Annotated in this window: 19 protein-coding genes; 13 read left to right on the forward strand and 6 right to left on the reverse strand. The window is 59.0% G+C overall.

All coding sequences use genetic code 11. From position 1 onward, the window contains the following. Positions 1-675: 675 nt before the first annotated feature. Genes AM571_RS37980 through AM571_RS37990 form a run of 3 tightly spaced genes read left to right on the forward strand, consistent with a single transcriptional unit; the run spans position 676 to position 1,830 of the window. Complete coding sequence (locus AM571_RS37980; RefSeq protein ID WP_250638070.1) at positions 676-993, forward strand: amidase family protein; 318 nt, start codon at positions 676-678, stop codon at positions 991-993. 58 nt (positions 994-1,051) lie between these two features. After that, positions 1,052-1,246: an amidase family protein gene (locus tag AM571_RS37985; RefSeq protein WP_250638071.1), complete on the forward strand. Its 195-nt coding sequence runs from the start codon at positions 1,052-1,054 to the stop codon at positions 1,244-1,246. Continuing rightward, positions 1,210-1,830, forward strand: a complete 621-nt coding sequence (locus AM571_RS37990; protein WP_250638072.1) for an amidase family protein — start codon at positions 1,210-1,212, stop codon at positions 1,828-1,830. Before AM571_RS37985 ends, AM571_RS37990 begins: the two co-directional genes overlap by 37 nt. A 276-nt stretch (positions 1,831-2,106) precedes the next feature. Here AM571_RS37990 and AM571_RS25510 read toward each other — a convergent pair whose 3' ends face one another. The 4 genes from AM571_RS25510 to AM571_RS25525 form a co-directional block, all read right to left on the reverse strand. After that, positions 2,107-3,306, reverse strand: coding sequence for a mandelate racemase/muconate lactonizing enzyme family protein (locus tag AM571_RS25510; RefSeq protein ID WP_074063846.1), 1,200 nt, complete (start codon positions 3,304-3,306; stop codon positions 2,107-2,109). Positions 3,307-3,323: 17 nt separating this feature from the next. Beyond that, a complete protein-coding gene (locus tag AM571_RS25515) occupies positions 3,324-4,685 on the reverse strand; it encodes a mandelate racemase/muconate lactonizing enzyme family protein (RefSeq protein ID WP_074065568.1) in 1,362 nt (453 codons plus the stop codon). Positions 4,686-4,749: 64 nt separating this feature from the next. After that, entirely contained in the window at positions 4,750-5,916 is a 1,167-nt protein-coding gene (locus tag AM571_RS25520; protein ID WP_074063847.1) for a mandelate racemase/muconate lactonizing enzyme family protein, read from the reverse strand. Between the two features lie 50 nt (positions 5,917-5,966). Next, on the reverse strand, positions 5,967-6,677 hold the full coding sequence (locus tag AM571_RS25525; RefSeq protein WP_074065569.1) for a GntR family transcriptional regulator: 711 nt from the start codon (positions 6,675-6,677) through the stop codon (positions 5,967-5,969). 208 nt (positions 6,678-6,885) lie between these two features. Here AM571_RS25525 and AM571_RS25530 point away from each other — a divergent pair, with 208 nt between their 5' ends. From AM571_RS25530 to AM571_RS25555, 6 genes are all read left to right on the forward strand, one after another. After that, positions 6,886-8,364 carry an ABC transporter substrate-binding protein gene (locus tag AM571_RS25530; protein ID WP_074063848.1) on the forward strand — a complete coding sequence of 493 codons (1,479 nt, stop codon included), beginning with the start codon at positions 6,886-6,888 and terminating at the stop codon, positions 8,362-8,364. A 74-nt stretch (positions 8,365-8,438) separates the two neighbouring features. Beyond that, positions 8,439-9,395: a carbohydrate ABC transporter permease gene (locus AM571_RS25535; protein WP_074063849.1), complete on the forward strand. Its 957-nt coding sequence runs from the start codon at positions 8,439-8,441 to the stop codon at positions 9,393-9,395. Continuing rightward, complete coding sequence (locus AM571_RS25540) at positions 9,392-10,282, forward strand: carbohydrate ABC transporter permease (protein WP_074063850.1); 891 nt, start codon at positions 9,392-9,394, stop codon at positions 10,280-10,282. Before AM571_RS25535 ends, AM571_RS25540 begins: the two co-directional genes overlap by 4 nt. Before the next feature lie 10 nt (positions 10,283-10,292). Then, the gene (locus tag AM571_RS25545; RefSeq protein WP_074063851.1) at positions 10,293-11,390 is read left to right on the forward strand and encodes an ABC transporter ATP-binding protein; all 1,098 of its coding nucleotides are present in this window, start codon (positions 10,293-10,295) and stop codon (positions 11,388-11,390) included. A gap of 33 nt (positions 11,391-11,423) precedes the next feature. Continuing rightward, positions 11,424-12,587, forward strand: coding sequence for a mandelate racemase/muconate lactonizing enzyme family protein (locus AM571_RS25550; RefSeq protein WP_074063852.1), 1,164 nt, complete (start codon positions 11,424-11,426; stop codon positions 12,585-12,587). A 21-nt stretch (positions 12,588-12,608) separates the two neighbouring features. Continuing rightward, positions 12,609-13,358 carry a ribonuclease activity regulator RraA gene (locus AM571_RS25555; RefSeq protein ID WP_074063853.1) on the forward strand — a complete coding sequence of 250 codons (750 nt, stop codon included), beginning with the start codon at positions 12,609-12,611 and terminating at the stop codon, positions 13,356-13,358. 475 nt (positions 13,359-13,833) lie between these two features. Here AM571_RS25555 and AM571_RS25560 read toward each other — a convergent pair whose 3' ends face one another. Next, positions 13,834-14,721 carry a GntR family transcriptional regulator gene (locus AM571_RS25560; protein WP_074063854.1) on the reverse strand — a complete coding sequence of 296 codons (888 nt, stop codon included), beginning with the start codon at positions 14,719-14,721 and terminating at the stop codon, positions 13,834-13,836. Positions 14,722-14,820: 99 nt separating this feature from the next. On the opposite strand from AM571_RS25560, the gene AM571_RS25565 reads away from it, so the two are divergent. The 3 genes from AM571_RS25565 (at position 14,821) to AM571_RS25575 (ending at position 17,637) form a co-directional block, all read left to right on the forward strand. Then, positions 14,821-15,879: an ABC transporter permease gene (locus tag AM571_RS25565; RefSeq protein ID WP_196776378.1), complete on the forward strand. Its 1,059-nt coding sequence runs from the start codon at positions 14,821-14,823 to the stop codon at positions 15,877-15,879. Continuing rightward, on the forward strand, positions 15,876-16,640 hold the full coding sequence (locus AM571_RS25570) for an ATP-binding cassette domain-containing protein (protein WP_074063856.1): 765 nt from the start codon (positions 15,876-15,878) through the stop codon (positions 16,638-16,640). Before AM571_RS25565 ends, AM571_RS25570 begins: the two co-directional genes overlap by 4 nt. A gap of 79 nt (positions 16,641-16,719) precedes the next feature. Continuing rightward, positions 16,720-17,637: a sugar ABC transporter substrate-binding protein gene (locus AM571_RS25575; protein ID WP_074063857.1), complete on the forward strand. Its 918-nt coding sequence runs from the start codon at positions 16,720-16,722 to the stop codon at positions 17,635-17,637. Between the two features lie 299 nt (positions 17,638-17,936). On the opposite strand, the gene AM571_RS25580 is transcribed toward AM571_RS25575, so the two are convergent. Further along, on the reverse strand, positions 17,937-19,046 hold the full coding sequence (locus tag AM571_RS25580) for a LacI family DNA-binding transcriptional regulator (protein ID WP_074063858.1): 1,110 nt from the start codon (positions 19,044-19,046) through the stop codon (positions 17,937-17,939). A gap of 337 nt (positions 19,047-19,383) precedes the next feature. Between AM571_RS25580 and AM571_RS25585 the strand changes: the two genes are divergently transcribed. Beyond that, entirely contained in the window at positions 19,384-20,346 is a 963-nt protein-coding gene (locus AM571_RS25585) for a sugar-binding protein (RefSeq protein ID WP_022713742.1), read from the forward strand. Positions 20,347-20,417 lie beyond the last annotated feature (71 nt).

The following is a 20,417-nucleotide window of genomic DNA, read 5'->3' on the forward strand; positions in this document are numbered from 1 at the left end:
GAATGCCGACCGCGTCATTCCCACGTAGATCTGTGAGGCCGCTAGCTTCTAGCGCGGCATTCTGGGAAGTGTCGCCGACGAGACCGGGCCGAAAGTGCCGAAACTCGCCCCCTGATGGACAGCGCCGAACAGCACGTGCGGGGTTACATGACCTTTCATAGGCAGCACTGTACCGGCTCCATAGCACAAACCCATCGAACGCTTGAACGGCGAGAGCAAGCGCAACGATCACGCTGCCTGCAGGCATGGACACAAAGGGGTTGCCGATCGCCATGCAGCTTTACGGGCGCCGCCTTGGCGAACCTGAGCTTTTTACGGCTGCGGCTGCATTCCAACGCAGCACCACATGGCATTTGCATTGACCAATGGGGTGAACAAGCATCAGCCCGGAATGCTCCGATCGATCATGATGTCAGGCGACCGCAGGCCGGGATAGCCTGGCATCGTCCCATGAAGCCAATCCGCCGCGTCTGCGCCGGCCGCGTTGGTGGCATGCTCGCGCAGCGCAAAACGGGAAAGGTTGCCTTCGCCGGCCCATCATGGCCAACAGATGCAACATTGTTGTCCGCATCGCGCAAGCGCGCCTGCGTCATATTCCTTACGATTGCGCATTCGTCGTGCGATCCCGTTTAAGCACCGGGAGAGCTTCTTTGCGGAAAACAATGGATAGGATCAATGCTCGCTCCTGAACTGCATTTCATGACCCTTGACCAGATTTCCAACCTCATTCGAACGGGCGCGGTCACATCCCTTGCTGCGACGCAAGCGACGCTCGAGAGGATCGATCGAATAGACCCGGCACTTCGCAGTTACGTAGAGGTCTGCCGCGAACGCGCTCTGGAGCGCGCAGCGGTCGCGGACGAGGAGATTTCGAGAGGCATCTGGAAGGGGCTCCTTCACGGTGTTCCCGTTGCGGTCAAAGACCTTTGCTATAGGACCTATGCTCCAACGGCCGCTGGAACGAAGGTTCATGCCGGGTTCCTGCCGCCATAACGCGACGGTCGTCGATAGGCTCGAAACTGCCGGTGCGGTAATCCTGGGCAAATTAACGATGACTGAGGGGGCATATACCAGCCACCATCCAGACATTCCGGCATCCGCGAACCCCTGGAGCGGGGACCATTGGGTTGGATCGTCCTCGACCGGTTCGGGTGTCGCAACAGCCGCGGGGCTTTGCTACGGGTCGCTTGGCAGCGACACAGGGGGCCATTGGCCATACGCTTTCCGTCGGCTACCTGTGGCCTGACCGGACTCAAGCCGACCTGGGGCCGGGTAAGCCGGCCCGTGTTTGCGCTCGCAGATTCGCTTGATCACGTCGGTCCAATGACGCGCTCTGCGGAAGACTGCGCGGCAATATTGCAAGCCGTGGCAGGCTGGGATGCCAGCGACCCAACAAGCATCGACGCGCCCGTTCCAGACTATATGGCCGAGATCGGCAAGAGTATCCGCGATCTGGGTATCGGCATCGATCGGCGCTACGCGCTCTCGGGGATCCACGGCGAGGTCGCTTACGCGATGAGCGAGGCGATCGAGATCTTTGCTTCCCTCGAGATCGATTTCCCGGAATATGAAGAACTGGCGGCCTCCTGGATAATGATGTGCTCCATCGAGACCGCCCTGCCCATGAGGCGACCTATCCGGCACGGGCGAGCGACTATGGGCCCGATTCCGGGATGCCACTCAGCATGCAGATTGTCGCACCGAAATTGGGAGAGGCCGTTTGCGTGCCGGCCACGCGTTCCAGACAGCGACGGACTGGCACCGACGCCACCCCGCACTGGAATAGGCACGAACCGACGCGCTATTTGGCGGGAAAAGCACCCGCATTGACATAGGCTCGGCGCCCAGCGCGAAGGACTCGCGCATCGCGGAATCGCGCGGATCGTCAGGCGAGACGCGGAACAGCGGCCCATCTCGCTGGACGGCAACGAATACCGCGAGTGAGGGACGCTCTGCGGGCTTCAAGAGCGAGGCGCAGGTCCGGAACACTCTCGGCGCACTTCAGCTGGGCGCGCTGCCGTCACGAGGTGATGCGGGAAATCCACGGCATGCTGCGGGATCGGCTAGATTGGTCCGAGTGCCGAAGATCTGAACGTCTCAATGGGTTCAGTCGAAGAAGCCCGCATCCTCTTCCCTGAGATATCTCCTGGCCGCTTCGGCGTCGATATCGAGGCCTAGCCCCGGCGCTTCCAGTATGTCCACCATACTGTCCTTCACAATCTGCGACGGCAAGCCGATGACCAGGTCCTCCCACCAGGGGTCGGTGGCGCTCGGATATTCGAACGCGATGTAATTTGCAGGCAAGGTGGCGCAGACATTGATCAACGCGCCGAGGCCTAGCAGGCCGTTGGCGGTCCCGTGCGGTGCCATTAGGATCGAGTGCAAGTAGGCGTGCTCGGCGACCCATTTGAGTTCGGCGATACCGCCAACATCAGCTGGATCGGGGCCGATGACGCGCACCGCCTGCGTCTCGATCAGTTCCTTGAAATTGTGCCGCAGGTAGATCTGCTCGCCAGTGTGGATTGGCGTCGAGGTGGAGATGGTCAGTTCCCGATAGGCCTGCGGATTGACCCACGGCACGTAGTCGCCAGTCAGCATGTCCTCGAGCCACATCAAATTGTACTTCTCTACCGCGCGAGCGAACTTGATCGCATCGGGCAGCATCCAGCCCGGACCGCAGTCAAGCGCCAGGCTGACTTTGTCGCCCAGCACTTCCTTCATCGCGATCACGCAGTCGAGCATGTGATTGAAACCGCGCTCGCTGATCACGCCCTGATCCATGGCGCCGTGATAGCCGGCCTTCTTCTGCGTCACGCCGTAGTGGAAGCCCTCGACGGTATCCTTCATGTTGGAGTGAAAGGAGATCCCCTGCTTGATCATGAAGAAGTTCTGCGGCTGCTCCATCATCCATTTGACGTCGGCGGCGTAATCCTCCGGCCGGTCACCTGCGCGTTTCTGGCGGACCGAGCCGTTATAGACGCGCACCTTGTCCCGTACCTTGCCACCGAGCAGTTTGTAGGCGGGCACGCCCGCGGCCTTGCCGGCAATATCCCACAACGCATGCTCAATAGCGCTCACTGCGGCACCGTATGGCTTGAAAGAGCCGCGCTGGCGGATCTTCAGCATCACTCTTTCGACATCGGTCGGATCTTCGCCGATCAGCGCCTCGCGGAAATGAAGTACCCAGGGCTTGAGGTAGGACTTGGTGAATTCGACTTCGCCCAGGCCATAGAGGCCCTCGTCCGTGACGATGCGGACAATCGGGTGCCTGCCGATAACGGCACAGCGGAGATCGGTGATCTTCATCTTCGTTCCTTCTTGCCTCAGCTCCAGGTGCGGTCCCACGAATACTCATCGTCCCAGCGATCCGTGGGCTGCCAGATGCCAGCCACGCCCGGCTGTAGATGCATCGAGATCACCTCGTCGACGACGTCGTCGATCCCAAGTCCCGGCTTGTCCGAAACAGTGATGAAGCCGTCCTTTACGAGCGGCTTGGGAAGGCCCGTGACGATATCGTCCCACCAGTCAACATCGGCCGAATGGTATTCAAGCGCCATGAAATTCTCGGTCGCCGTCGCAACGTGCGCCGCCGCCATTGCGGCGATCGGACTTTCCGCCATATGGATCGCCATCGCGACACCGCGGTCTTGCGCCATGTCGCCGATCTTCTTGGTCTCGAGGATGCCGCCGCTGGTGAGCAGGTCCGGATGGATGACGGAGACGCCGCCGCTGTCAAGCAGGGGCTCGAAGCCCTCCTTGAGGTAGATGTCCTCGCCAGTGCAGATTGGCACAGTCGTCGCGTCCTGCAGTTGCCGGTACTGCTGCGTATACTGCCATGGGATCACATCCTCGAGCCAGGCAGGCACGTATTTTTCAATTCGCCTCGCCAGGCGAATGCCGTTCTGCATAGAGATATGGCCGATATGGTCGATCGCCAGGGGCACATCCATGCCGATGACTTCACGAACCTCGGCGATGTACTGCTCAAGCAGGTCGAGGCCCTTGTCGGTGAAGTGAAGGCCGGTAAACGGGTGCTGGACGTTATGCAGATCATACGCAGCATTGCGGGCACGCCGCTCTTCAATCGTCTTCAGCGGTCCGCGATAGGGATGGTTGTGGTATCCTTCGAGTGAACCGGCAGGAAACACGACCGCGCCGGGGACGTCCGCGATCTGCATCAGTCCGAGATCCATCTTCAGGAAGGTGAAACCGAGCTCGATGCGCTGCTTGAGGCGCCTGCCGGTCTCGAAGCCGCTCGGCACGGTGGCGTCCGTATCGCAGTAGACGCGCACTTTCTCGCGGAAGCGGCCACCGAGCATCTGGTAGATGGGGACGCCATAGGCCTTGCCGGCAAGATCCCACAACGCGATTTCAACCGCGGAGACGCCGCCGCCTTGGCGGCCGTGTCCGCCAAACTGTTTGATCCGACGAAACAGCCGATCGATGTCGCATGGGTTCTCGCCAAGCAACCGGCTCTTCAGCATCAGCGCATAGGTGGCGCTCGCACCGTCGCGCACCTCACCAAGCCCAACGATGCCCTGATTGGTGTAGATCTTGAGTAGCGCCGAGGTGAACGGCGCGCCGTCGATTTCGGCGACCCGCATGTCGGTGATACGAAGGTCAGACGGCCTGGAACGCGTGTTTATCCGATTGAGCGCCTCGTCGGCTGCATCTGCCTTTAGCATCATTTGATCCTCGTTCAAAAAAGCGGGACTCCTCGCCACGTGCAGGCGCGGCGTAAAACGTTGTCTAGTCCAGTTCTATCTCGTGGTTTTGAAGGTAGTCGCGGTTCATTTCGATGCCGAGGCCAGGCTTTGACGCAAGCTTGAGGCTGCCGTTCGAGACGTCTAGGGGTCTATCGATGAGCGCGTCATATTTGTCCAAGTTCCATTCCGACGTTTCAAGCTTGTAAAAGTTGGGAACGGTCATCATCACCTGCGCTCCCGCAACCACGTTGATCGGCCCTGCGGCATCATGCGGGGAGACAGGGATGTAGTAAGCCTCGCACAGGGCAGAGATCTTCTTGAGTTCGGTGATGCCGCCGGTCCAGGTGACATCTGGCATGATGTAATCGGCTAGCCTGTTTTCGAGCACCGCGACGAAATCCCATTTCGTATGGCCGCGCTCGCCCCACGAGATCGCGGCACTGACCTTCTCGCGGACCTGCCTCAGAGCATTGAGGCTCTCCGGTGGACAGGGCTCCTCGAACCAGTCGATCTGACCCGCTTCCTCGAGGCTTCGGCAAAGGCGAATGGCGGTGGGAACGTCGAACCGGCCATGCGCATCGATGAGGATGTCGACATCAGGGCCCGCCGTCTCTCGGATCAGCTCCGTAAGTTCGGCGGCTTCGCGCTCATCCTTGCGGGTCATGCTGCCATCGAGATAGCCGTCCCGCTGTTCGCGAGGCTGTCCATCGGCGGTGCGGCCCTGGAGGGGGAAAGGATCGAACTTGAGCGCAGTGTGGCCGGACTCGACGATGTCTCGGATTTCCCTGACCACAGCCTCCTTGCTGGTAAACTTGGCCTGATTGGGGTGGGTGTAGAGCGCGATTTCGTCCCGCACCGCTCCGCCCAACAGCTCGTATATTGGCTTGCCCAGGACTTTGCCTCGGATATCCCAAAGGGCTATGTCGATAGCACTGACGCATTCGACTGCAGCGCCGCGGCTGCCCATGTAGGTGAAGCTGCGGAATATCTTGTGCCAGAGATATTCGATACGCGCCGGGTCCTCGCCTTCCAGAGCGGCACCAATCTGCCGCAGGATCGTGCAGAGGGCGCGATTGGCGAGCCTTGTCGTCGTGGTGATCTCTCCCCATCCGCTCACCCCCTCGTCGGTCGTCACTTCGACAAAGAGATATTCGCCCCAGTAAGAAGCATCAGACCTGATGAGCCAGGGGCGAACGCTGGTGATTTTCATCTCAACTGCCTTTGCTGAAGTGTTCGGGATAACAAGGTTCCAGGCGGGTCTTATCCTGCGCGCGCGGCGTTGCGCGCACGCATATGTTCGAGGATGTGGCGGCCGGAGCCCTCGACATGGCGAGCGATGAGTTCGGCCGCCTCGTTCGCATTTCCCGCTTTCACATGCGCGATGAGCTCGCGATGTTCGCTCAGGATTGCGGCACGGCGGGCAAGCGTGAAGTCAAAACGTCGGCTCACGGCGCGCAGCACTTCGCGATGCTTCCACCAAAGCTCGGCTGCGTGGCGGTTGTAGTGCTTCTGGTACATCACAGTGTGAAAGGCAGTGTCGAGCTCGCTGTGCCTGAAGGTATCCGCGAAGTTGTTCTCTTCGATCAGGCCTTGAATGCGCTCGAGTTCAGCTATGTCCTCGACGGTGGCCATGCTTACGAACCACCTTGTCAGTGCCGGCTCGATCAAGACTCCAATCTCGTAGATATCGCGAACAAAATCCTGATCTATCGGCCGGACGCGCGCTCCACGGTTTGGAAGAAAGGTGACGAAGCCCTCCCCGCGCAACAGCTGCAGAGCCTCACGCACTGGGTTGGTCGAGGTGCCGTGACGCCGGGCGAGATCGGTGACCACCAGCCGCTCGTTGGCAGCGAGCCGCCCCTCGATGATATCTTCCCGGATCAGTTGGTAGAGCGAGGCGCCCTGGCTGGATGCCCCGTCAGCGTCGATGCCCTCGGGTGGATTCGCCCTGAAGTCGCTCGGATCGGTCAAAATAATCTCCAATTAATACACCTCTTCCTCGCATATCACGCAAATCTTGCGCAAACAATGTACGATTTCCCTCATTGACAGATGTTCGACGATCTGAAAACGTATGATCTGCTCGAAGGAATACATTGACTGGGAGGTCCTGAGCCGTCGAGCAACGGCCGGTCGCCTTGATGCAGAGCGGCATGGGAGAGAAACCTGGAGGATACCTATGACGAGGATTTCACTCGGAGGTGCCGTCCTGCGCGGCACTGTCTCCACTGCTTTGACGGTATCATTGATGTCTGCGTCTGCGCTCGCCGCGCCGGTCGACCTGAGCCAGTGGTCGCCGCAATATGTCCGCTCCATTGCCGGTACGCAGGAGTTTGACACCGCGGCTGATTGCGGCAAGGTCACCCCGCTTGACTACAAAGGCCGGCTGACTTTCTGGTATCAGGGCGTGTTCGAGGGCGACCCCGATCTGCTGCGCCAGTATTATAAGGATTTCTTCGCGGCGTTCCGCAAGACCTATCCAAACATCCAGCTCGAGGAACAAGCCCTCACCTATAACGACCTCTTGGACAAGTTCCGGACCGCGCTCCTTGGCAATGCCGCGCCGATGGCGGTCCGCCTGCAAATCCTGGGTGGCACCGAGTTTGCGTCAAAGGGCTACCTGCAGCCTCTGAAGCCGGAGGATGTGGGGTATTCGAGCGAGGACTTCTGGCCAGGCGCGATGAAAGCCGTCACCTGGGACGGTGTGACCTACGGCATTCCAACCAACAACGAGACGATGGCGTTCATCTGGAACGCCGATATCTTCAAGCGTGCCGGCCTTGATCCCGACAAGGCTCCGGCGACCTGGGATGATATCGTCAAGTATTCCAAGCAGATCCACGACAAGCTCGGCATTGCCGGTTATGGCCTCGTGGCTCGCAAGAATGCAGGCAACACGCCCTACCGCTTCATGCCGCAGCTTTGGGCCTATGGCGGCGGTGTCTTCGACGAGGCTACCGCCGATCCGACCTATAAGACGGTCGCACTCGATAGCCCGCAAAGCAAGGCGGCATTGCAGGTCTCCTACGACATGTATGTACGCGACAAGTCGGTTCCGGTTTCGGCGCTCACCAACCAGCAGGCCGACAACCAGCCCCTCTTCCTGGCTGGCCAGCTCGGCATGATGATCTCCCATCCTTCGGATTACGACGTCATGCTTGACCTGCAGAAGAAGGCAACCGACACCGACAAGCAGAAGGCGCAGACGGTCATCGACAATATGCGCTACGGCCTGATTCCGACTGGCCCCGACGGCAAGCGCGCCGTGGTGTTTGGTGGCTCGAACATACATATCCTGAAGCCGGAATATGTGGAGGGCGGCAAGGTAGACGAGCCGGCTGCGAAGGCCATGGTCTGCATGTGGACGAGCCCGGAATGGTCGTTGAAGATGGCCTATGCAGGCTCGAACCCTGGAAACCTCAACGGCTTCAAGACCAAATGGATGAAGGAACGCCTCGAAAGCATCAAGTTCCTTGACGTCACGACATCGATGCTGCCATACGGCATCCCGTTCCCGGCATTGCCACAGTCGCCCGAGATCATGAACATCATAATCCCGGACATGCTGCAGAACGCCCTGACTGGGGCCATGACCGTCGACCAGGCAGCCGACGACGCTGCCAAGAAGGTCAAAGAGCTCATGGACGGCGGGCTCTAGTTCAAGTCCGACGATCTGACCGGCTGCGCATCGGTTGCAGCCGGTTTCGTTCCCATGGATGAGGGCTCAGCACAGTGACGATCTTGACTGGAAAGGCCGAAGCTCCCCGAAGACTGCGTGTCAGGTCGAGTGTGCTGCGAAAGACCTGGGAGCATCGCGCCGACTATGCGTATGTACTTCCTGCGATCGCCGTGATGCTGATCGTCATAGCCTACCCTATCTACTACACGATCGAGCTGTCGTTCTTTAATACGCCGCCTGGCCTGCAGCTTCGGGACAAGACTTTCGTCGGGATCGACAACTACACGGCCATCCTCAAAAGTCCGGTGTTCTGGACCGTCACCTCGAACACTGTTATCTGGACGATTGGATCGACGCTCGTCTCGTTTGTCCTCGGATTCGCCTGCGCGCTGGCGCTCCATCGTGACTTTGCCGGCCGCGCCATCCTGCGCGCGATCCTGATCATTCCATGGGTCATCAGCGCGGTTGCCGCATCCTATATCTGGAAATGGATCTACCATTCGGACTTCGGGATCATCGGCGCGGTCCTGGTCGGCCTGGGATTGGCCGACCGCCCGCCGAACTTCATCGACAGCGTGAGTACGGTGCTTCCCTCGCTGATCGTCGTCAATATCTGGCGAGAATTCCCGTTTGCCATGATCATGATGATGGCGGGGTTGCAGACGGTCCCCGACCAGTTGCTGCGCGCCGCAAAGGTCGACGGTGCGAATGCGTGGCAGCGGTTCTGGCACGTCACCTTTCCACATGTCAGGAATGTCTCGACGGTGACGATCCTTTTGCTGGCAGTTGCCAACTTCAATTCGTTCATCATCCCCTGGATCATGACCGGCGGCGGGCCGTCGAACGCTTCTCATATCTGGATCACCCACATTTATGAACTCGCCTTTGGCCGCCAACGCTGGGGAGTGGCATCGGCCTACTCGGTGCTGCTGTTCCTGATCCTGATGTCGTTTGGCTACTTCTACGTCCGGGCGCTAAGCGGTAACGAGCGGAAGGACGCAAGCGAATGAGCACGATTGCAGAGACTGCTCATAAAGGTCAGGCGCGTCGCCGTGTGCGCATCGACGGATGGCGGTGGGGCGGACGCATCTTCCTGCTCTTCATGCTGCTTTACACCGCATTGCCGATGATCTGGATGCTAATCACATCGATCAAGTCAGGCTTCGCTGCGATGCAGTTCCCGCCGCAATGGTGGCCGGACCAGCCCACGCTCGCAAGCTACCAGAAGCTGCTCGATCCACAAAACAGCGTCGGCCAGGACTTCCTGCGCTTCTTCTGGAACAGCCTTTTCGTCTCCATGGCCACGACCATCCTTTCGGTGATCGTGGCGGTTCCTGCGGCCTACGCGTTCTCGCGCTTCACCTTCCCGGGCCGGAACTTTCTGTTCTTCGCCGTTTTGCTTCGCAACATGTTCCCGGCGGTGATCTTTCTCGTGCCGCTCTTCATCCTGATGCGCGCGATCGGGTTGGTGAACACGCATGGATCGCTCATTCTCACCTACCTGACATTCGGCCTGCCGCTGGCAATCTGGCTCCTCAAGGGCTTCTACGACAACATTCCGGTGCAGCTCGAGCAGGCGGCGCGCATCGACGGAGCGACGCGATTCCAGGCCTTTGTCCTGATCGTAATGCCGCTCTCGGCGCCGGGAATCATCGCCACGGCGATCTATTCCTTTATCGGCGCGTGGAACGAGTACATTTATGCCTACACCTTCCTCTCCAAGAACGAGCAGTTGACGCTGCCGGTCGGCATACAGCGCTTCTTCTCTGAAAATACGACAGACTTTCCGGGCCTGATGGCGGCCAGCTTCATGATGAGCGTTCCCGTCGTGGTCCTGTTCCTCGTCCTGCAACGATACTTCGTACGCGCCCTTACAGAAGGCGCAGTTAAGCACTAGGGAGTTGCCGGTGGCCCACGTGGTCCTCAAAGATCTTGTCAAAACCTATGGCAGCTTCAAAGCTGTCAACGATGTTTCGCTGACGGTTAATGACGGCGAATTCGTAGCGCTCGTTGGCCCTTCAGGCTGCGGCAAAACAACCACGCTCAATCTCGTAGCGGGGCTGATCCCCATCACATCGGGCGACATCGTCATCGGGGACCGGGTGGTCAACGACCTCGACCCCAAGGACCGGGACATCGCAATGGTGTTCCAGAACTACGCGCTCTATCCGCAAAAATCGGTCTATAAGAATCTGGCGTTCCCGCTGCAGATGCGCAAACTGCCAAGGGACGAGATCGACAGGAAGGTCAAGGAAGCAGCGCGAGTGCTCGACATGACGCAGCTGCTCGAACGCAAGCCGCGCGAACTTTCGGGCGGGCAACAGCAGCGTGTGGCCCTGGGCCGCGCCCTTGTTCGAGATCCGGCGGTATTCCTGATGGATGAACCACTGTCCAACCTCGACGCGAAGCTGCGCGTGCAGATGCGGTCGGAGATCAAGCGTTTCCACCAGGACCTCAAGGCAACGATCATCTATGTGACGCACGACCAACTCGAAGCCGTGACCATGGCCGACAGGATGGCGGTGATGAGCGGCGGCTACCTGCAGCAATACGATTCACCGGCGCAGGTCTTCGCCCATCCGGTGAACATGTTCGTCGCCAGCTTCGTCGGCAGCCCGGCGATGAGCCTTGTTCCGCTGGAGGCATCAACGGTAGGCGGCAATACTGTATTGACCAGCGCGGAAGGCTGGAGCCTCGAGCTCTCGCCACACAACGCCCGGAAGATCGCGAGGGCAACCACCAAGAAAGTCGTGCTGGGCGCACGTCACTCGACGATCAAACTGCATAAGAGTGCGGTGCCAGGAAGCATTCCTGCCAAGGCCTACACGGTGGAGCCGACCGGAGACGTCACCTTCGTACAGGCGTTCCTGTCTGGCGCCATCGTCAACGTCAGCGTGCCGCCGACCATTGCCGTCGCGCCCGACGAACAGATTTGGCTCGAATTCGACCAGGAGCGGATGCATCTGTTCGACGGCGAAACAGAAATGGCCCTCAAGGCCAACTGAGACAGAGCCGATGCGTCTGGAACGAGGGTGTGGATGACTACGAAGCTTAAGATCACGGCGATCAAGCCCTATCCAGTATGGGTAGGAACACGCAACCAGATGCTCGTCAAGGTTGAGACCGACGATGGCATCTTCGGTTGGGGCGAGAGCGGCCTCAGCGGTCGCGAGAAGGCCGTGGCCGGTGCGATCGAGCACTATCGCGAGTTTCTCATCGGCCGCGACCCGATGCAGATTGGTCGGATCTGGCAGGAAATCTATCGCAGCCAATACTTCGAAGGCGGGCGCGTTCTCCAGGCGGCGATTTCTGCCCTCGACATTGCCCTTCACGACATCAAGGGCAAGGCGCTGGGGGTGCCGGCCTACGAACTCTTGGGCGGCAAGCAGCGCGACCGCATTCCCACCTTCGCCTCGACCGGCGACGAGGCCGAGGGCGAAGTAGCGATCGAACGCGCCCGCGAACTACGTGCACAAGGATGGCAGGCGATCCGCTTCTTCCCCATCGGGCAAAACAGCAAGGACATCTTTGAGCCGCGCGAGTCGATCGGCGCGACCGCAACGATGCTGAATAAGGCGCGCGAGGCGCTGGGCGACGACGTCGTCCTCGGCATCGACTATCATCATCGGCTCTCGGTGGCAGAGGCGGCGAGCTTCTGCAACAAGCTCGGCCGTGGCGTGCTTGATTTCCTTGAGGAGCCGATACGGGACGAGACACCCGAGGCCTACGAATCCCTGCGCACGATGACCGACATCCCGTTCGCCATCGGTGAGGAATTTGCCAGCAAATGGCAATTCCTGCCCTACATCGAGCGTGGCATCCATCAGTTCAACCGGCTCGATGTTTGCAATGTTGGCGGGCTCACCGAAGCGATGAAGGTGGCTGGCTGGAGCGAGGCGCACTATGTGGACCTGATGCCGCACAATCCGCTCGGCCCAGTCTGCACGGCCGCGACCATCCATCTCGCCGCCGCTGTGCCGAATTTCGCTTGGCTCGAGACCAGGGTGCCCGAAACAAAGCTGGGCTTCGATAATTCCGACTTCTTCCCCGTGCAACCACGGCTCGACGGCACCGACTACCCGGTCAGCGATCTGCCGGGGCTTGGCGTCGATGTCAACGAAGAGGCGATCAAGGCGGAGAGCTTTCGTTTCTGGGAAGCGCCTCACCTGAAGCGCCGCGACGGTTCTGTTACGAACTGGTAGTTTCATCCACCGGAGTCTAAAATGACCCATACTCCCGACATTACGCGACCGCCCAAAGACCTGATTGACGCACTGAAGGAAATCGGCGCCGCGACGGTTGCCGGCACACTTGGCCACATGGGCTTCCGCAATCCGCACATGGTCGGTCCGGTGTCGCAGAACCGCGGGAAGTCGATCGTCGGGCCGGCGCTCACGCTTCAATTCTTGCCGCAGCGGCCGGACCTCTTCACCGAGGGAGAATATGCCGATCCGGAGACGCAGTTGCACCGGCACGTGCTCTATCACGCGCAGGAGGGCGATGTGGTCGTGGTCGACGCGCGCGCCGACATGAGCTCGGGCGTCTTTGGCGATATGATGTCGACGTATTTCAAAGGCAGAGGCGGCGCTGGCATCGTAATCGACGGGTGCATGCGCGATCGGCCCAACGTCGAGAAGCTAGATCTCCCCCTATGGCTGCGTGGCTGGACTCCCAACTACCATGTGCAGACCAGCATCTATCCCAATGCCGTCAACGTTCCGATTGCTTGCGGCGGTGTCACGGTAATCCCCGGCGACATCATCGTCGCCGACGACGACGGGGTGGTGGTGCTTCCTCTCGCAATGGCCTCGAAGGTAATCGAAGAGTCGCAAAAGCATCACGATTGGGAGGAATTCTCGAGAGTGAAGCTTATGGAGGGCGGGTCGTTGCAGCGCTACTATCCGCTGCATGACGATGCCCGCGGAGAGTATGAAGAGTGGCGCAAAACAAACCGCTTGGAGAACCGAAATTAGACTATGGATTACCCGAGGCGAGCAGCAATGCGGATATGCAAATCACTAATCCGACCAATGGAAACACGATCCTCATCACCGCGAGTTCCCGCGTCACCTTCGGATCGTACGTCTGTCGAAGCATTACTACCACCCTCACATCAAGCGCAACTATGAAGGGTCAGTCCAATCCTTGCAATGGACGAACATGCTCGGCGGTGTGATGGGAACATCTTCTCCGACGCCCCCCAGACGTGCCGTCCAGGGAATGCGAGGAGCGGGCGCGTTCAGGCAAGCCCGTCAGAGACCTTCGCTGATTGCCTCGCAAGAGCGACCCTTCGACAGTGTTTTGAAGCATGCCCAGGACACGTCCCTCAACGCCGCGATGACGTTGAGCGGACGACGGATCCGGCGATGTCACAGCCGAGTGTATGGCCGGGGATCGTGCCTGTTCCGCATTGGACCATGAGTGCCGCGTGCATCTCATCAGGCAAGGCTATTGCATGATCGAGCGAAGCAAAGTCTCGCGGGCGGAAGTCAGATGCAGCCGACAAGCGCGATCGATCGAAGCGACGTTGCGGCTTTCAAGGGCTTCGATCAACGCGAGATGTTCCTTGATGGCAACCTCATTCCGCGCGCGTTCATCGCGCTTGTTCCACTGGTAATGATAGTGGAAGACCATGGCGATCACGTCTTGGAAGCTTTCGATAAAGCGGTTTGGCGCGACTGCCGTAATCAGCCGGTGAAATCGGCTGTCCAGCTCCGAGAAATCCTGATATCGAGCGTCTATATCTGTGAGCAGTTCCAAATGTGCCGCCCGCATAACCTGGACCTGTTTCCAGATGGGCGACCCGTCGGGCAGGGCGGCGAACAGCCGTGCGGAGCGCATTTCGAACATCTCTCTGATCTCGAACAGTTCGAGCGCAAAACTGGCTGTGAACCCTTTAAAAACCCAGCCGGCATTCTGACGCTTCTCAATCAGCCCATATTTTTGAAATCGATTGAGAAACTCACGGACAATCGTTGTCGCGACGCCGAATTTCCGAGCTAATTCCGTCTCATTGATTTCAGTGCCCGGAGAGGCATCACCGCGCAGCATCCATTCCATGAAGCTCGTCTCGACCTGTTCCGAAATTGCTAAGGTCTCTTCCTTCGGATAGCGCTCTTTCTGCCGCGGCTGCTTACGCATGATCCGCCGATGCCCTTCAGATATGATGATCCCACGTGCGGCCATTCCCGCCAGTACCTTGCGCACCGTTGTTCTGCTCACGCCAAGCTGGGCGCGCAGTGCATTTTCGGACGGCAGTTCCTCCCCAAGATCGAGCGTCTGAATGATCTCGAGCATATCATTAAATGCCCGCTTGAAGGTCGTATCGGTTCTCATGATGCAACTCTCAGTATGGTTACATATCCATAAAAAACAAGTTGACGTACGTGTATCATATGTTTCTTATGTATAAAAAACAAAGGAGGCTAGGGGAATTTGGAAGACTCCGGGATTCTGCCTCAGAATTCGTCACGGCCTGGTGGTTTGCAAGATGCAACCTTCCACCCGAGACAATCTGGCATCACATTGGGACTGAAGCTATTGAGCCTTGGCCCGCTGTTGATCTTGATTTTGCTCATCGCCGTCGTCAGTTTGATCACGCCGGCTTTTCTAAAGCCTGTTAACCTGGGGAACATCTTGGCGCAGACGGCAGTGATTGCCGTTGTGGCAATGGGGCAGCAGCTCGTTATCCTGACGCGCGGCATTGATCTGTCTGTCGGCTCGAATCTTGCGCTGGCGACAGTCATCGGCGGACTCATCTACCAGCAGGTCGATTCCTCGGTCGTGGTCATTATGGCCATGCTACTTGCCGGTGCTGCCGTCGGTGCGCTCAACGGTGTAGTTTTTGTCTACGGGCGGCTGCCACATCCCTTTATCATTACACTTGCAAGCTTGAGTATCTGCCGCGGCCTGGCACTTGCATTGGCGCCCGGTCACACCACTATGCGCGGAATGCCCGATGCTGTGACTGCGATCGGCGGCGGTACGACGCTTGGTGTGCCCAATTCCTTTTTTGTCGTGGGCATGTTCGGGCTTTTTTTTCTCATCCTGACGAAGTCGATGGTCTTTGGCCGATGGATCTATGCAGTCGGCGGCTCGCCGAATGCTGCCAGAAGCATGGGTATACCGGTAAGGGGCGTTCTGCTTTCGACCTATATTATTTCCGGCTTTTGTGCAGGTGTCGGCGCGATGCTGCTCGCGGGCCGGACTTCTGCCGCCTCGCCAATCTACGGCAATCTTTTGGAGCTCGACACGATTGCTGCGGTGATTATCGGTGGCGCCAGCTTCCTTGGCGGACGAGGCCATCTCGGCCACGCCCTGATCGGCGCCGTGCTGATCGGCGTCATCCGCAACGCCCTTAACCTTCTCGGCGTCGACGTGTTCTTTCAAATGATCGCGATTGGGCTCGTTATCGTCATCGCCGTAGAGGCTGACGTGCTTCGTAACCATCTCGAAGCGCGCGCACGCGTCCTTCAGTCGGCGAGCCGACAATGAACCCGACATCCACCACACCGGCACTTTCGGTTCGAAATGCCCAGAAACGCTTCGGCGCAATCCAAGCCCTGAAAAATGTGAGCTTTGATGCCTATTCGGGTGAGGTAACCGCTCTCTTGGGTGACAACGGCGCCGGCAAGTCGACGCTCGTCAAATGTATCAGCGGGCTTCATAGTCTCGACGAAGGAGAGATCCTCGTGGATGGTGCTCCCGTATCGCTCCATTCAACGGCGGCCGCTCGCCGCGCCGGTATTGAAACCGTTTACCAGGATTTGGCGCTTTTCGACAACCTAACCCCCGTACAGAATTTCTATTGCGGACGGGAAATCGCTTTTCCCTCTTGGTTGCCGCGTCCGCTCCGCTTCCTCAACACGGGCGTGATGAGGCGGGAAGCAGCGAGTGTCATCGATCGCCTGAAGGTTAAACTGCCGAGATTCGATGCGCCGGTCGCGCTGATGTCTGGCGGACAACGACAGGCAATCGCGGTGGCGCGCGCCATAGTTTTTGCGCGCAAGCTGGTGATCCTTGACGAACCAACGGCCGCCCTCGGTCTTCGCGAGTCTCGTCAGGTGCTCGACCTTATCAATCAGCTCAAAGCCGACGGCAATGCCGTGATCATCATCACGCACAACATGGAGCATGTGGTCGAAATCGCCGATCGAGCGGTTGTGCTGCGGCAGGGTCGCAAGGTGGGCGAATTGAAGCCAACGGAAGCAAACAAGCAGGACGTTGTCGCGATGATTGTCGGCGCCGAGGCTTAAGGGAGATCGCTGCTTCGTTGGAGCAGCGGACAACGAGATCGCTCTAGAGGAGGGCGGTCGAAAACGTGGGAGGTGTATCATGAAACCGCAATCCCTGCTGGGAGCTCTTACGCTCCTGGCCGTCGCCGTAGTGCCGTCCTTGGCGCAGGAGCCGGTGAAACTCGGCTTTATAACCAAATTCCCCGTACCGTTCTTCGCAACAATGGAGAACGCAGCCAAAGAATATGCCAAGAGAAATCCCGGCGTAGAGATCATCTACGGCCAGGGTTCGTCCGCAACCGACATCGAGGGCCAGATTGCACAGATCGAGTCCATGGTGACACAAGGGGTGCAGGGCATTGCCATCACGCCCGTCGATCCCACCGTGTCAACTGCCCTGGACAAGGCAGTGGCGGCCGGTATCAAGGTCGTGCTGATGGATAACAATATTCCGGATTGGAAAGGCAGGACGGCGCTTGCCACGACGGATAATTTCGCTGCAGGCAAAATCGCCGGCGAATACCTCAAAACTGTTCTTAGGGCCGGCGACACGATGGGGATACTTGAGGGCGTGCCCGGTGTGCCAGCGCTGGATGACCGTGTGAAGGGTATGCTTGAAGGACTGAACGGTCTAGACGTCAAGATCGTCGGGAAAGGCGCAACAAACTGCAGCGAGGAACTCGGGATCAGCGTCGCCGAGGATCTGCTAACGAAGAACCCGGACCTCAAGGCCATTTATGCCGCTTGCGGCCCGCCCGCTGCTGGAGCGGCGCGCGCCATCAAGAACGCCGGCACTGCCAATGACAAGATTGTGCTGGTCGGTTTCGACTTCTGCTGCGGTGAAGAGGAGGCGCTGAAGAGTGGAGTGGAGGATGCGTCGGTGGCACAGTTCCCCACCAAGATGGCTGAACTCGGTGTGGATGCGCTGGTAAAATCGATTCGCGGAGAGAAGGTCGAGTCTTTGATCGACTCGGGCGCTGCCCTGGTGACGCCTGAGAACATGGCAAAATTCCAGTGAACCGTTGCCCCTGTGGGTATTGGATCAAGCAAACGGCCTGTCCTTCGCGGACGGGCCGGACGCGTGACCGCTCCTTGTGCCCGGATTTCAATCGTCTCCTCAGCCGGTTTGAATTTTCTCGGCACGCGATATGCCGATCCCCGATACCGCAGTTGACCTTTGCCCGTTGTCGACTTGTCGTCGCTGCCGCACCCGTTGTCCCTTTCGCCTTTCTCAACGTAGTCGCTGGAAGCCAGGAAGAGCGGGTCAATTTGCCGGGCCAACGCCGGCGGCATTTTGCGCTGGTGCAGACCCGAGACCTATGGCTGAGGATGTGCTCCATCGTGGATCTGCCGTGCTTCGGCCCGCGGCACGGCGACGGAATGACGCTTAACGAGCGAGCATTCGAGCTTCGCAATTGGATAGCGCTTGCCGGGCGTACTTTCCGGATTGAGATGTTCGATCGCCCATTGCCCCATGGCGAGATGTGGAAGAACCGACGTCGTCAGCGGGGGTACGAGATGTCGCGAAATCTCCTCGTCATCGTAACCCACCACCGACATGTCCTGAGGAATGCGGAGCCCTGCGTCTTTCAGCGCTTCGTAGCACCCGATGGCAGTGCGGTCGTTCTGGCAGAAGATCGCGGTCGGCGGCTCTGTCAGGGCAAGCAGTTTCATCGTGGCGGCATAGCCGGCTCCCGCCGACCAGTCGCCTTCAACCACCAAGTCTGGGTCGAAGGGTATATCGGCGGTGGCCAGCGCCCGACGATATCCCGTGAGCCGGTCCTGCGCAGCCTGCATCCAGATTTCGCCGGTGATCGTTGCGATGCGATGATGACCGTGCATGATCAGGTGCCGGGTCGAGGTCTGCCCTCCGGCGATCTCGCTCGGCACTACGGCAGGAAAGGCATGGTCCGCCGTATAGCAGTTCAGCAGCACTGTCGGGATGTTCAGTTTATAAATATAAGAAGCAAGCTCGATCTGGCGGGTATAGATCGTCATATATATAAGTGCCGATATGCCCCCATTCGTCAACGCCTCGATTGCCTTCGGCTCCATGATGGGATCACTGAGCGTCTGGGTTACCAAAAGGACATTGCCGGCGTTCCAGGAGGCTTGCCGCGCGCCTTCGATCGCGACGATCGCTTCCGGGCTGGTGGCAAGCTGATCTACGGCGAAACCGATCACGTTGTCCGTTCCCGAATAAGAGGCCGTGGTCGTATAAGTCGGCCCCACGTAGCCGAGCGCACGCGCCGCCTCCAAAACCCGGTCGCGCGTCTGCTGCGAGATACGGGTGCCGGGCGTGTCGTTGAGGACGAAGGAAACGGCTGCCTGCGAGCAGCCAGCCGCCGCGGCAATGTCCATCATCGTGACGCGGACGGGCTTATCGACGGCGTGCCTGTTCTTCTTTTGGGTCCTGGGTTTTCGCATTCGTGGAACTGTCTCCGTCAGAATGAATGGATTTAGGCATGTTGGCTAATAAATATTAGCAGTCCATCGAAAGTGCTGACAATCGCATGAATTTATTACAACGCTTTAAATTGCAGCAGTTTCCCAGTAAAAAAACTGCATATAAGTCAGCTGTGATCAATTGTTTTGATGCGCTTTGATAATACTATTTACTAATTAAGATTATTGTATACCGTCGCCGGTGCGATCGGAACCTATGCCCTTCGTCGCTTTCGCGACGGCCCTAGGAGGGGGCGCGCATCCGGCCGGCCGCAAATCGCAAACGGGCCATGAAACCGCGGCCCTCGGGAGGTATGTTATGAAGCAGCTGAAACGCAATGCAGCCTTGTTCTTCGCCGGATTGATGCTGAGCGCGGCGCCGATCGCGGTATCCCATGCCGCCGACAAGCCGACGCTTGCATTCGTCGTCAACGGAGCGTCCGACTTCTGGAAAGCCGCCGAAGCGGGCGTGAAGAAGGCGCAGGGTGAAATGCCAGACTACCAGATGGAGCTGAAGTACCCTGAGCAGGCATCGGTCGCCGTTCAGCAACGCCTGATGGAAGACTTGGTCAGCGCCGGTGTTAAAGGGATCATGGTCTCTGCGGTCGATCCCAAGACCCAGACAGACGGCCTGAACAAGATCGGATCGCAGACTGCTCTCTTCACCACCGACAGTGACGCGCCGCAGACCAATCGCGTCGCCTATATCGGTTCATCCAACATCGACGCTGGCCTGCAGGCAGCCGAAATCGCCAAGAAGGCGATGCCGGATGGCGGCAAGTGCATTGGATTCGTTGGCCTGCTCGGCGCCGACAACGCCAAGGAACGCATCCAGGGCATGAAGGACGGCCTGAAAGGCACGAAGATTGAGCTGACCGATGTGCGCGGCGACGATATCGACCAGACGCGCGCAAAGAAGAATGTCGAGGACGCGCTGGTGGCCAGCCCCGACGTCACCTGCATGGTCGGTTTCTACTCCTACAACACGCCGCGCATCTATGAGGCGCTGCGCGACGCCGGCAAACTCGGCCAGATCACCGTCGTCGGCTTTGATGACGATCCGATCACGCTCGGCGGCGTCAAGGAAGGCACGATCGCAGCGACCGTCGTGCAGCAGCCGTTCGAATGGGCATATCAGGGCATGAAGCTGATGGCGGCCTACCTCAAGGGCGACAAGTCCGGCGTTCCCAGCAACGGCTTGATCATCATCCCGACGGTGATCATCGGCAAGGATGACGTCGACAAATATGCCACCAACCTGAAGGCCATGGCTGGAAAATAACCCTCCTTCGCGGCGGGGGCATTTGCCGCCGCCGCGAAGGACGTCTCATGCCGACAGCATTAGCAGCCATG

The organism is Rhizobium etli 8C-3, from assembly GCF_001908375.1.
Taxonomy (GTDB): domain Bacteria; phylum Pseudomonadota; class Alphaproteobacteria; order Rhizobiales; family Rhizobiaceae; genus Rhizobium; species Rhizobium etli_B.